The sequence below is a fragment of the Aeromonas sp. TW 6 genome, from assembly GCF_013168745.1.
Classification (GTDB): domain Bacteria; phylum Pseudomonadota; class Gammaproteobacteria; order Enterobacterales; family Aeromonadaceae; genus Aeromonas; species Aeromonas caviae.
The window spans coordinates 25,334-37,476 of record NZ_JABERS010000014.1 but is presented as its reverse complement, the minus strand read 5'-3'; the positions used below and the strand labels follow the sequence as shown (position 1 = coordinate 37,476).

At 59.4% G+C, this 12,143-nt stretch carries 14 protein-coding genes; 13 read left to right on the top strand and 1 reads right to left on the bottom strand.

The window, feature by feature from the left end; genetic code table 11:
• The first annotated feature begins 87 nt into the window (after positions 1-87).
• The 10 genes from eno (at position 88) to rpoS (ending at position 8,253) form a co-directional block, all read left to right on the top strand.
• Positions 88-1,389, top strand: a complete 1,302-nt coding sequence (gene eno, locus HKD46_RS09060) for a phosphopyruvate hydratase (RefSeq protein ID WP_171865312.1) — start codon at positions 88-90, stop codon at positions 1,387-1,389.
• Positions 1,390-1,566: 177 nt separating this feature from the next.
• Positions 1,567-1,884, top strand: coding sequence for a cell division protein FtsB (ftsB, locus tag HKD46_RS09055; protein WP_010675628.1), 318 nt, complete (start codon positions 1,567-1,569; stop codon positions 1,882-1,884).
• Positions 1,877-2,608, top strand: coding sequence for a 2-C-methyl-D-erythritol 4-phosphate cytidylyltransferase (gene ispD, locus HKD46_RS09050; protein ID WP_010675627.1), 732 nt, complete (start codon positions 1,877-1,879; stop codon positions 2,606-2,608). Before ftsB ends, ispD begins: the two co-directional genes overlap by 8 nt.
• A 58-nt stretch (positions 2,609-2,666) precedes the next feature.
• Positions 2,667-3,143, top strand: coding sequence for a 2-C-methyl-D-erythritol 2,4-cyclodiphosphate synthase (ispF, locus tag HKD46_RS09045; RefSeq protein ID WP_010675626.1), 477 nt, complete (start codon positions 2,667-2,669; stop codon positions 3,141-3,143).
• The gene (gene truD, locus HKD46_RS09040; RefSeq protein WP_171865337.1) at positions 3,143-4,201 is read left to right on the top strand and encodes a tRNA pseudouridine(13) synthase TruD; all 1,059 of its coding nucleotides are present in this window, start codon (positions 3,143-3,145) and stop codon (positions 4,199-4,201) included. The genes ispF and truD overlap by 1 nt, the downstream gene beginning before the upstream one ends.
• Positions 4,182-4,943 (top strand): 5'/3'-nucleotidase SurE, encoded by a 762-nt coding sequence (surE, locus tag HKD46_RS09035; protein ID WP_104454747.1) that lies wholly within the window; start codon positions 4,182-4,184, stop codon positions 4,941-4,943. The genes truD and surE overlap by 20 nt, the downstream gene beginning before the upstream one ends.
• Positions 4,944-4,947: 4 nt before the next feature.
• Positions 4,948-5,565 carry a protein-L-isoaspartate(D-aspartate) O-methyltransferase gene (locus HKD46_RS09030; protein WP_010675623.1) on the top strand — a complete coding sequence of 206 codons (618 nt, stop codon included), beginning with the start codon at positions 4,948-4,950 and terminating at the stop codon, positions 5,563-5,565.
• Complete coding sequence (locus HKD46_RS09025) at positions 5,562-6,143, top strand: YqaA family protein (protein WP_010675622.1); 582 nt, start codon at positions 5,562-5,564, stop codon at positions 6,141-6,143. Before HKD46_RS09030 ends, HKD46_RS09025 begins: the two co-directional genes overlap by 4 nt.
• 9 nt (positions 6,144-6,152) lie before the next feature.
• A complete protein-coding gene (locus tag HKD46_RS09020; protein ID WP_010675621.1) occupies positions 6,153-7,223 on the top strand; it encodes a LysM peptidoglycan-binding domain-containing protein in 1,071 nt (356 codons plus the stop codon).
• Positions 7,224-7,269: 46 nt separating this feature from the next.
• Positions 7,270-8,253: an RNA polymerase sigma factor RpoS gene (gene rpoS, locus HKD46_RS09015; RefSeq protein ID WP_052814807.1), complete on the top strand. Its 984-nt coding sequence runs from the start codon at positions 7,270-7,272 to the stop codon at positions 8,251-8,253.
• A 73-nt stretch (positions 8,254-8,326) separates the two neighbouring features.
• Here the strand turns inward: rpoS and tsaD are convergent, their stop codons facing one another.
• Positions 8,327-9,340, bottom strand: coding sequence for a tRNA (adenosine(37)-N6)-threonylcarbamoyltransferase complex transferase subunit TsaD (gene tsaD, locus HKD46_RS09010; protein WP_041213897.1), 1,014 nt, complete (start codon positions 9,338-9,340; stop codon positions 8,327-8,329).
• Positions 9,341-9,519: 179 nt separating this feature from the next.
• Here tsaD and rpsU point away from each other — a divergent pair, with 179 nt between their 5' ends.
• From rpsU to dnaG, 3 genes are all read left to right on the top strand, one after another.
• Positions 9,520-9,735: a 30S ribosomal protein S21 gene (gene rpsU, locus HKD46_RS09005; protein ID WP_005309452.1), complete on the top strand. Its 216-nt coding sequence runs from the start codon at positions 9,520-9,522 to the stop codon at positions 9,733-9,735.
• A gap of 15 nt (positions 9,736-9,750) precedes the next feature.
• Positions 9,751-10,194, top strand: coding sequence for a GatB/YqeY domain-containing protein (locus HKD46_RS09000; protein ID WP_010675618.1), 444 nt, complete (start codon positions 9,751-9,753; stop codon positions 10,192-10,194).
• A gap of 89 nt (positions 10,195-10,283) precedes the next feature.
• Positions 10,284-12,071 (top strand): DNA primase, encoded by a 1,788-nt coding sequence (gene dnaG / locus HKD46_RS08995; protein ID WP_171865310.1) that lies wholly within the window; start codon positions 10,284-10,286, stop codon positions 12,069-12,071.
• Positions 12,072-12,143: the final 72 nt, after the last annotated feature.

Genomic DNA, 12,143 nt, shown 5'->3' with positions numbered 1-12,143 from the left:
GAAAATAAATGCGGTTGGGGCTCTGTGCCACAGCCGCTTTTTTTGGCATATTTTTGTTGTTTTTTTACGAAACCTGAGGAAATACACATGTCCAAGATCGTTAAAGTGATCGGTCGTGAAATCATCGACTCCCGTGGTAACCCGACCGTTGAGGCCGAAGTTCACCTGGAAGGTGGTTTTGTTGGTATGGCAGCCGCTCCGTCTGGCGCGTCCACCGGTTCCCGCGAAGCGCTGGAACTGCGTGACGGCGACAAGAGCCGTTTCCTGGGTAAAGGCGTGCTGAAAGCCATCGAAGCCGTCAACGGCCCGATCGCTCAGGCTCTGCTGGGTAAAGATGCCAAGGACCAGGCCACTGTCGACCAGATCATGATCGACCTCGACGGTACCGAGAACAAATCCAAGTTCGGCGCCAACGCCATCCTGGCTGTTTCCCTGGCCAACGCCAAAGCTGCCGCTGCTGCCAAAGGCATGCCGCTGTACGCCCACATCGCCGAGCTGAATGGCACCCCGGGCGTCTACTCCATGCCGCTGCCCATGATGAACATCATCAACGGTGGTGAGCACGCCGACAACAACGTCGACATCCAGGAGTTCATGATCCAGCCGGTTGGCGCCAAGACCCTGAAAGAAGCCGTTCGCATGGGCGCAGAAGTGTTCCACAACCTGGCCAAAGTGCTGAAGTCCAAGGGCTACAACACTGCCGTCGGTGACGAAGGTGGTTTCGCTCCGAACCTGAAATCCAACGCCGAAGCGCTGGAAGTGATCGCTGAAGCCGTTGCCGCTGCCGGTTACAAACTGGGCACCGACATCACCCTGGCCATGGACTGCGCTGCGTCCGAGTTCTACGACGCAGAGAAGAAAGAGTACAACCTGAAGGGCGAAGGTCGTATCTTCACCTCCAACGGTTTCTCCGACTTCCTGGCTGACCTGACCACCAAGTTCCCGATCGTCTCCATCGAAGATGGCCTGGACGAGTCCGACTGGGAAGGCTTCGCCTACCAGACCGCCGAACTGGGCAAGAAAATCCAGATCGTGGGTGACGACCTCTTCGTAACCAACACCAAGATCCTGAAGCGCGGTATCGACAACGGCATCGCCAACTCCATCCTGATCAAGTTCAACCAGATCGGTTCCCTGACCGAAACTCTGGCTGCCATCAAGATGGCCAAAGACGCTGGCTACACTGCCGTCATCTCCCACCGCTCCGGTGAGACCGAAGACGCGACCATCGCCGACCTGGCTGTGGGTACCGCTGCTGGCCAGATCAAGACCGGTTCCATGAGCCGTTCTGACCGTGTTGCCAAGTACAACCAGCTGATCCGTATCGAAGAAGCCCTGGGTGTCAAGGCTCCGTTCCGTGGTCTGAAAGAAGTGAAGAACCAGGCTTAATTTTCGCCTGCGCTCATGCTTCACAAAGCCCCGCCATCTGGCGGGGCTTTTTCGTTCTGCGCTTATGGGCGTGTGCGAACTGCATTTTTTATTCCGACCAACCCATCCGGCACACAGGCTTTCTTTTGTCTTGCCTGCGAATATGGGAAACTAGGCCGCTTGAAGGAGACTCAGTGCATGCGGCTACTCACTCTTATCCTGCTCCTCCTGTTGGGAGGGCTGCAATATGACCTCTGGCTGGGGAAAAACGGCCTCTCCGACTATCGGGAACTCTCCACCGCCATCGAGCGGCAGCAACAGGACAACCTGGTACTCAAGGATCGCAACAGTCTGATTTACCGCGAAATCGACGATCTTACCTCTGGCCTTGAGGCCATCGAGGAGTTGTCGCGCAACGATCTTGGCTACATCAAGCAGGGCGAGACCTTCTACCGAATCATTCCCAAAGAAAAGGATCAGGTGACGGAGCCTGATGGTGCCCCCTACGATGACTGATAGCCTGAGCGGCCTGACCGCCATCGTCCCGGCTGCCGGTATTGGTAGTCGCATGGGGGCCAGTTGCCCCAAGCAGTACCTGTCCCTGGCAGGGAAATGCATTCTGGAGCACACCCTGGAGCGTCTGCTCTCCCATCCCGCCATCGCCCGTGTGATCGTGGCGCTGGCGCCCCACGACCGCTGGTTTGAGACGCTGACCGTGGCAACCGATCCGCGGGTGCTGCGAGTGGAAGGGGGAAGCGAGCGCGCCTTCTCCGTGCTCAATGCGTTGCACATGGCAGAAGGGGAGTGGGCACTGGTGCATGACGCCGCCCGGCCCTGTCTGACCCACGAGGATCTCGATGCGCTCATTGCTGCCGCCATGGCCTCTGGCGGTGCCATCCTCGGCAGCCGGGTGCGCGATACCATGAAGCGCACCGATGCGGCCGGCAATATCCTCGCCACCGTGGATCGCGAGCAGCTCTGGCATGCCCTGACGCCCCAGATGTTTTTAGTCCGCCCCCTCAAGCGGGCGCTGGAGGAGGGGCTGGCGCTCGGCGCTGCCATCACCGATGAAGCCTCCGCCATGGAACGCGCCGGTTTCCCCGTGCGCATGGTGGAAGGGCGGGCCGATAACATCAAGGTGACCCGGCCGGAAGATCTCTCCCTGGCCGGGCTCTATTTACAGCAACAACGTGCGTGCCGGTCGGCACGACCCGATTCATCCCCAGAGGAGCAGGCATGATCCGCACCGGACATGGTTTTGATGAGACAGATTTCCGTGTATTGAGGAGGGCGCAGGCATGATGCGGATCGGACATGGTTTTGATGTTCACAAGTTTGGCGGGGTCGGTCCCTGCATGCTGGGCGGGGTGGCGGTGCCCTATGAACAGGGCCTGCTGGCCCACTCCGATGGTGACGTGGTGCTGCATGCGGTGAGCGATGCCCTGCTGGGGGCCATCGGCGCTGGCGACATCGGCCGCCACTTCCCCGATACCGCCGCCGAATTCAAGGGCATCGACAGCCGCATCCTGCTGCGGGATGTCTTTGCCCGCGTGCAGCTCGCAGGTTATGCCATCGGCAACCTGGATGTGACCATCATCGCCCAGGCCCCCAAGATGGCCCCCCATATCGACGCCATGTGCGCCGTGCTGGCCGCAGATCTGCAATGTGATTTGAACCGGGTGAACGTCAAGGCGACCACCACCGAACAACTCGGATTCACGGGGCGCAAGGAAGGGATCGCCACCGAAGCCGTCGTCTTGCTGGTGAAACAATGATGCTTGAACAACTTGCCTATCTGCACGGGACGCCCAGTGCTCGCGGCATCCTCAAGGCCGAGGCCGCCGACTTCGTGGTCAATGAAGATCTCGGGTTTGCACCTTGTGGCGAGGGGGAACACATCTTCGTCCGGGTACGCAAAACCGGCGAGAATACCGCCTGGGTGGCTGGCCTGCTGGCCGATGCGGCCGGGGTTGCCCGTAATGCGGTGACCTGGGCTGGTCTGAAAGATCGCCATGCGGTGACCGAACAGTGGTTCGGCATCCATCTGCCGGGCAAGGGCGAACCGGATCTCTCGGTCATCGAGAACGACAACATCCGGATCCTTGAGGTGAAGCGCCACAACAAGAAGCTGCGGGTCGGCTATCTCAAGGGCAACCACTTCACCCTGCGCCTCACCGGGCTGGAGCAGGCCGACGGGCTGGAATCCCGTCTGCAGGCGATTGCAACCCAGGGGGTGCCCAACTACTACGGCGAGCAGCGTTTCGGCCGAGGTGGCAACAACCTGGAGGCCGCCAAGGCGATGTTCGCCGGCAAACGGATCAAGGATCGCAACAAGCGATCCCTCTATCTGTCCGCCGCCCGCAGCATGCTGTTCAATGCCATCGTCAGCGCCCGCATCGAGCAGGGACTGGCCCATCAGCTGCTGGCAGGCGACTGCGTGATGCTCAAGGGCAGCCACTCCATCTTCAGCGAAGAGAGCGTGACTCCCGAGCTGGAGGCTCGCCTTGCCTCCGGAGACGTGCAGCTGACCGCTCCCCAGTGGGGCCGTGGCCGTCTGGCGAGCCAGGGCGCTGCTGCCGAGTTCGAGCAAGAAGTGCTGGCTCCTTATGGTGACTGGTGCGAAGGACTGGAGAAAGTCGGGCTGGATCAGGACAGGCGCCCGCTGCTGCTCAAGCCGGAGCAGATGAGCTGGCAACGGGAGGACGAGGTGCTGACCTTGTCGTTCTTCCTGCCTGCCGGCGCCTTTGCCACCAGCGTGGTACGAGAGTTAATGCAGGCCGAAGAGGCCGATCACGGTTTCAGGAACTCAACCGATGCGAATTCTGGTCAGTAATGACGATGGGGTACACGCCGAGGGTATTCGCGCCCTCAGCGAGGCGTTGCGTGCCTGTGGCGAGGTCGTGGTGGTGGCGCCGGATCGCAACCGCAGCGGTGCCAGCCACTCCCTGACGCTGGAAGTACCGCTGCGGGTCACCCGCCTCGATGCGTCCAGTTTTCACGGCATCAAGAGTTATGCGGTCAAGGGGACGCCGACCGACTGCGTTCATCTGGCGGTTAACGAACTGCTGCGCCCTGAGCCCGACATGGTGGTGGCCGGTATCAATCACGGGGCCAACCTGGGGGATGACGTCATCTACTCGGGGACGGTGGCGGCCGCGACGGAAGGGCGTCATCTTGGTTTCCCCTCCATCGCCGTATCGCTGGTGGGCAAGACTCATTTCGCCAGTGCAGCCCACTACGCCGCCAAGCTGGTGCGGGGGCTGATGGTGCATCCGTTGCCTGCGGATCAGATCCTCAACGTGAATGTGCCGGACCTGCCGCTCGAGCAGATCAAGGGGATCAGGGTGACGCGTCTTGGCAATCGCCACCGGGCGGAGTCGGTGATCCGCACCGAGGATCCCCGTGGTCAGCCCGTCTACTGGATTGGCCCCCCCGGCAACCAGCAGGATGCGGGAGAGGGAACGGACTTTGCCGCCATCGAGCAGGGTTATGTCTCCATCACTCCCCTGACCATCGACATGACGGCCTACGGCAGTCTGTCGACCCTGGGCGCGTGGCTGGATCTGCAGGGATGACGTTGTGATAGTACAGCGCCTGTTGAATCAACTGATTGCCCAGGATGTCCGCGATTTCCGCGTATTGGCGGCGATTGCGAAGGTGCCGCGCCAGCTGTTCGTGGATGAGGCCATGGCCCACAAGGCCTGGGACAATACTGCCCTGCCCATCGGCCATGGGCAGACCATCTCCCAGCCTTACATCGTGGCGCGCATGACCGAGCTGCTGATCCAGAACGATCCGGCCCATGTGCTGGAGATCGGGACGGGATCGGGCTACCAGACGGCGGTACTGGCCCACCTGGTGGAGCATGTCTACACCATGGAGCGGATCAAGTCGCTGCAGTTTCAGGCCCGGCGCAGATTGCGCCAGCTCGATCTGCACAATGTGTCGGCCAAGCACGGCAATGGGTGGCTAGGTTGGCCCAACAAGGGCCCTTTCGACGCCATTCTGGTGACGGCGGCGGCCAGTGAGGTCCCCAAGGCCCTGACCGATCAGCTGGCTGACGGTGGTCGTCTGGTGTTGCCGGTGGGTGATGGCCAGCAGACCCTGCAGCTCATCGAGCGATCGGGCTCCCAGCTCACCAGCCGGATCCTGGAGCCGGTACGTTTCGTTCCCCTGATTGACGGAGATGTCGAGTGAAGTTGTTTTCCCGCCTTTATGTTCTGGTGATGCAGTGGGCACGCCACAAGTATGCCCCCTGGTATCTGGCCATCACCGCCTTTATTGAATCCATCTTCTGGCCCATTCCGGTGGATGTGATGCTGGCGCCCATGGCGCTCGGCAAACCTCATCGCGCCTGGCACTATGCCGCGCTGGCCACCCTCTTTTCGGTGCTGGGCGCCCTGTTTGGTTATCTGCTCGGCTATGCCCTGTGGGAGCCAGTGGTGCAGCCGCTGGTGACCTCGGTTGGCTATGAGGACAAGATTGCCCTGGCCGAGCAGTGGTTCGCGCAGTGGGGCATCTGGGTTATTTTTATTGCCAGCTTCACGCCGATCCCCTACAAGGTGTTTACCGTCACGGCTGGCTTGCTCCACATGGCACTGTTGCCTTTCATCCTGACCTCGCTGATCGGTCGTGGCATGCGCTTCTTCCTGGTTGCAGGTCTGATGCGCTGGGGCGGCGAGAAGATGGAGCGCAAGCTGATGCACTATGTGGATGTGCTGGGCTGGCTCTGTATTGGTTTGGCCGTTGCGGCCTATTTCTGGTTTAGTCGTTAAGGATCCACTATGTGTTCGCGTGTTTGGCAAGGTAGCGGTGTCGTCGTGTTGTCATGGCTGCTGCTTGCCTGTTCCTCCAGCAAGACTGCGGCTCCGGTGCACAGCCTGGGCAATGATCAGGTCGCTTCGACCATCCCCGTGCGTCAAGGTATGACCAAGCCCGGCATTGCAGGCAACGGGTACACCGTGGTCAAAGGAGACACTCTCTACTCCATTGCATTTCGTTCTGGCATGGATGTGGCCTCGCTTATCAGCATCAATGGCATCACTCCCCCCTATAACATTTATCCCGGCCAGCAGCTCAGGCTCGATGGCGCTTCCGCCCCCATGGCGGTGGCAACCGTCGGCAGCCCTGTCAGTCGTGGCAGCGTGACGGGGTCTGGCAGTTACGAGGTGCGCCGTGGCGATACATTGAGCAGCATCGGTCGCCAGTTCGGTCTTTCCAACCAGGCCTTGGCCCAGCGCAACAACCTCCAGGCTCCTTATGCATTGCACGTGGGCCAGGTGCTCAATGTGGGGGGAGCGGGTTCCTCGGGTGGTCAGATGGTGGCAGCAACCACACCGGTTGTGACCAGCACGGGGCCCAAACCCCTGGCCACGGCTCCGGCAGGTACGACCACACCATTTATTGCTCAGAAAACGATTGCTCCTGCCTCGTCAACAGCATACGCTCAGGCGAAAGAACAAAAAACCGTCAGTTCCTCGTCAACACTCTCCTGGCATTGGCCGACCAAAGGGCGGATCGTTGAAGGCTTCTCCGTTGCGGAACAAGGCAACAAGGGCATCGACATTTCCGGCCAGAAGGGCCAACCCATTTACGCTGCGAGCAGCGGCAAAGTGGTCTATGCGGGCAGTGCACTGCGAGGTTATGGCAAGCTGATAATTCTCAAGCACAACGATGACTACCTCTCCGCCTACGCTCACAACGATGAGTTGAGGGTCAAGGAGGGAGACACCGTGAAGGGCGGAGCGGTTATCGCCAATATGGGTAGCACGGATGCGCCGGATGTGCGCTTGCACTTTGAAATCCGGTACAAAGGCAAGTCGATCAACCCGATGGGCTATTTGCCAAAGCGTTAACTCAGAGAGCTGAGTCTTACTCTGGTGTAGGTCAGGGAGAGATATCATGAGCCAAGAACAACTGGTAATGCAGGATGCAGAGTTAGAGTTCGACGAGGAGCTGGAGGTTCAGGAGGAAGAAGAGGTTCAGGAAGTGGTGGCCGAAGCCGAAGAAACCATTTCCGATGAACTGATGGCGCCAGAGCTGAACAAGGTAATGGACGCCACCCAGCTCTATCTGGGGGAGATAGGCTTCTCCCCCTTGCTCACGGCCGAAGAGGAAGTCTATTACGCCCGCCGTGCCCTGCGTGGCGACAAAGCGGCGCGCAAGCGCATGATCGAATCCAACCTGCGCCTGGTGGTCAAGATTGCCCGGCGCTACAACAACCGCGGCCTGGTGCTGCTGGATCTCATCGAAGAGGGCAACCTCGGCCTTATCCGCGCCGTCGAGAAGTTCGACCCCGAGCGAGGCTTCCGTTTCTCTACCTATGCCACCTGGTGGATCCGCCAGACCATAGAACGGGCCATCATGAACCAGACCCGTACCATTCGTCTGCCCATCCATGTGGTCAAGGAGCTGAACGTCTATCTGCGCACTGCGCGCGAGCTTTCTCATCGTCTCGACCATGAGCCGACCGCCGAGGATATCGCCTCTGCACTGGATCGCTCTGTGGACGATGTGAATCGCATGCTCAAGCTCAACGAGAAGATCACCTCGGTGGATACTCCCATTGGTGGCGATCGCGACAAGGCGCTGCTGGATGTACTTTCCGACGAGCGCGGCATGGGGCCCGAGCTGGAGTCCCAGGAAGATGACATGCGCAGCAGCATAGTGCACTGGCTGGAGGAGCTGAATCCCAAGCAGCGCGAAGTGCTGGCCCGCCGTTTCGGTCTGCTCGGCTATGAACCGGCCACCTTGGAAGACGTGGGCGCCGAGATTGGTCTGACCCGCGAGCGAGTGCGTCAGATCCAGGTAGAAGGGTTGCGCCGCTTGCGGGAGATCCTGCTGGGGCAGGGACTCTCCATCGAAGCGTTGTTCCGCACCAACTAAACGGGTATGAATACCGTCATCAAGATGAAAAAGGGGCCGCAGGCCCCTTTCTTTTTGTCGTGGATCGTCAGGATCACACCGGATCCAGGGTATCCAGCGGCCAGCGCGGCACGGCCTTGACGACGAGGGGTTCGAAGACTCCCGCCTTCAGGCGTTGCATGCCGGCATAGGCGATCATGGCGCCGTTGTCGGTGCAGTATTCGGTGCGCGGGTAGAAGACTTCACCTTTGAGGCTCTCCATCAGCTCGGCCAGCTGGGCGCGCAGATGACGGTTGGCGCTGACGCCGCCTGCCACGACCAGACGATTGAGACCGGTCTCTTTCAGGGCACGACGGCACTTGATGGCCAGGGTGTCGACCACCGCATCCTCAAACGCCCGGGCGATGTCGGCACGGGTCTGCTCATCATCGCCGTTGGCGGCGATGGTGTTGGCGGCGAAGGTCTTGAGACCGGAGAAGCTCATGTCGAGCCCGGGACGGTCGGTCATGGGACGCGGGAAGGTAAAGCGTCCAGTGGTGCCCTTTTCTGCCAGCCGGGAGAGCAGCGGACCACCGGGGTAGTCCAGACCCATCAGCTTGGCGGTCTTGTCGAACGCCTCACCGGCGGCATCGTCGATCGATTCGCCCAGCAGCTGATAGCTGCCGATACCGTCGACCCGGACCAGCATGGAGTGGCCGCCGGAAACCAAGAGCGCCACGAAGGGGAACTCGGGGGCCTTCTCTTCCAGCATGGGGGCCAGCAGGTGGCCTTCCATGTGATGTACGGCGATGGCCGGCTTGTCCCAGGCCATCGCCAACGAGCGGCCTATGGTCGCCCCGACCAGGATGGCACCAACGAGACCTGGCCCCGCGGTATAGGCGATGCCATCGATGTCATCCTTGCCAAGTCCGGCCTCTTTCAAGGCGGCCTGGATCAAGGGGATCGTCTTGCGTACATGGTCCCGGCTGGCGAGCTCGGGAACGACGCCGCCGTAGTCCGCATGCAGCTTGACCTGGCTGTACAACTGGTGGGAAAGGATCCCTTTTTGATCATCGAAGATCGCGATCCCGGTTTCGTCACAGGATGTCTCTATGCCCAATACACGCATTGCTAAAAAATTTCACTGCTAAAATGAGACGGCTATGGTAACCTTCGCGGGTTTTTTAAACCAGAGCGATCTCTGCGGGTTTACTTTCATTCCCTGTCCAGAGTATAATTTCGCACCATTTTAAGACATGCTGATCGATTGAAGGTCAGCTAACAATTTATCACTGAGGTGAAAGGCACATGCCAGTAATCAAAGTCCGTGAAAATGAGCCGTTTGACGTTGCTCTGCGTCGCTTCAAGCGTTCTTGCGAAAAGGCCGGTATCCTGTCCGAAGTTCGTAGCCGTGAGTTCTACGAGAAGCCGACTACCATTCGCAAGCGCGCCAAAGCGTCCGCTGTCAAGCGTCACGCCAAGAAGCTGTCCCGCGAAAACGCACGTCGTATCCGCCTGTACTAATCAAGGGATCATGCCGTGTCTCTGAAGGATCAACTCAAGGATCAGCAAAAGCTCGCCATGCTTGCCAAAGACAAGCCTCGGTTGGGTGCTATCCGCTTGTTGATGGCAGAAATCAAGCAGCGTGAAGTCGATACCCGTGTCGAGCTCAATGATGAAGAGATCCTCGCCGTCGTGACCAAAATGGTCAAACAGCGTCGCGATTCCATCAGCCAGTTTGAAGCTGCCGGTCGCCAGGATCTCGCCGACAAAGAGTCCGCCGAGATCGTTGTGCTGCAGGAGTTCCTGCCACAACAGCTGACCGCAGACGAAATTGCCGCCCTGATCGAGCAAGCCATCACTGAAAGTGGTGCTGCCGTCATGGCTGACATGGGTAAAGTCATGGCTGTCTTGAAGCCAAAAATTCAGGGGCGTGCCGATGTCGGCGCCGTCAGTGCTCAGGTGAAAACCCGCTTGGCGTAACAGGCAACTCTCTTGTTTGGTCGAAGAAGCCGTGCTTCCCATTGGAATGCGCGGCTTTTTTATTTCCTATGCAATGAAACAGGACGGTTATGGCTGGCAGGATCCCGCAATCCTTTATCGATGATCTGCTCGTACGCACAGACATAGTCGAGTTGATCGACTCCCGTGTGCGGTTGAAGAAAGCTGGTAAGAACTACCAGGCTTGCTGCCCTTTTCATAACGAAAAAAGCCCCTCCTTTACCGTCAGCCAGGAGAAGCAGTTCTATCACTGTTTCGGTTGTGGTGCCCACGGCAATGCCATCGGCTTTGTCATGGAGTACGACGGCCTGGAATTCCCCGATGCCATCGAAGAGCTGGCAAGCCTGCACGGCATGCAGGTCCCCCGTGAGCAAACGGCGGGTGGATCAAGCCATAGCCAACCAGCCGTCAGCAAGGATCTGTTCGAGCTGATGAACCAGATTGCGCGCTTCTACGAGAGCAATCTCAAGAACGCGCCTCAGGCGGTGGAGTATCTGAAAGGCCGGGGCCTGACTGGCGAGGTGGTCAAGCGCTTCAACATCGGTTATGCCCCTGGTGACTGGGATCAGGTGCGTCGCCGCTTTGGCGCCAGTCGGGATCACGAACAACTGCTGATTTCGGGCGGTATGCTGATACCCCGTGACAGCGGCCCGGGCAGCTACGATCGTTTCCGCGATCGCATCATGTTTCCGATCCGGGACAAACGCGGCCGGGTCATCGGCTTCGGTGGTCGAGTGCTGGGAGATGGCACGCCCAAGTACTTGAACTCCCCCGAAACCCCCATCTTCCACAAGGGGCGAGAGCTGTTCGGCCTTTATGAGGTCAAGCAGGCACACAAGGATCCGCGCCGGATCCTTGTGGTGGAAGGCTACATGGATGTGGTGGCGCTCGGCCAGTACGACATCGACTATGCGGTGGCGGCACTGGGGACTGCGACCACCAGCGATCACATCCACACCCTGTTCCGTACCACGGCAGAGGTTGTCTGTTGCTACGACGGCGACAACGCCGGTCGGGAAGCGGCCTGGCGGGCGCTGGATAACGCGCTCTCCCACCTGCAGGACGGCCGTGAACTCAAGTTCGTCTTTTTGCCGGATGGCGAGGATCCCGACTCGCTGGTACGCCAGATCGGCAAGGAGGGGTTCGAAGCGTTACTCGACAAGGCCCAGTCGTTTGCGGATTTCATGTTCGAACGCCTCGGGCGCGATGCGGCTCTTTCCGGTGAGGCAGGCAAGTTTGAAGTGGCCAACAAGGCCGCCGAGCTGATTCGTCGGGTACCGGAAGGTTTCACTCGCGAGGGGTTGATTACCCGACTTTCCAGCATGATGCGTTGGGGAGAAAACAAGCAGCGGATTGCCGAGCTGTTTGCCCGCAGCAGCCAGCCCAAGGTGGAAGTCAACAAACCCAAGGCGACCAAACTGACGCCGATCCGCAGGGCTCTGGCCCTGATGGTGCAGTATCCGGCGATCACCGCCGAGCTGCCGGCCATGCCCGAGTTGGCCGGGCTGCGCCTGCAGGGGATCCCTTTCCTGCTGCAACTGCACCAGCAGATCCTGATCCAGCCGGGAGTGACAACGGGTATCCTGCTGGAGCATTGGCGCGGCACAAAAGAGGGAGAAATACTTGCCCAACTGGCGATGCATGACCTGTTTGAAGAGGTAAAGCTCGACCAGGAGCCCGATATTCTGGGAGAATTGCAGGATACCTTTGTCGGTTTCATCAACCTTTTCCTGAAGCAACGGATCGAAGAATTGCAGGCCAAGGTGGCGCAGGAAGGGCTAAGCTCTGAGGAAACTCAGGAGCTGATGATGCTGATCAGAGAGGTGCAGATTGAGAAAAGAAATGAGAGTGGGGCTTGATATTTGAGTGAGCAGTCCCAATATGAATAGCGTTGCCCGAATCGACGGGATTGAAAGCAAACACTTTATAAC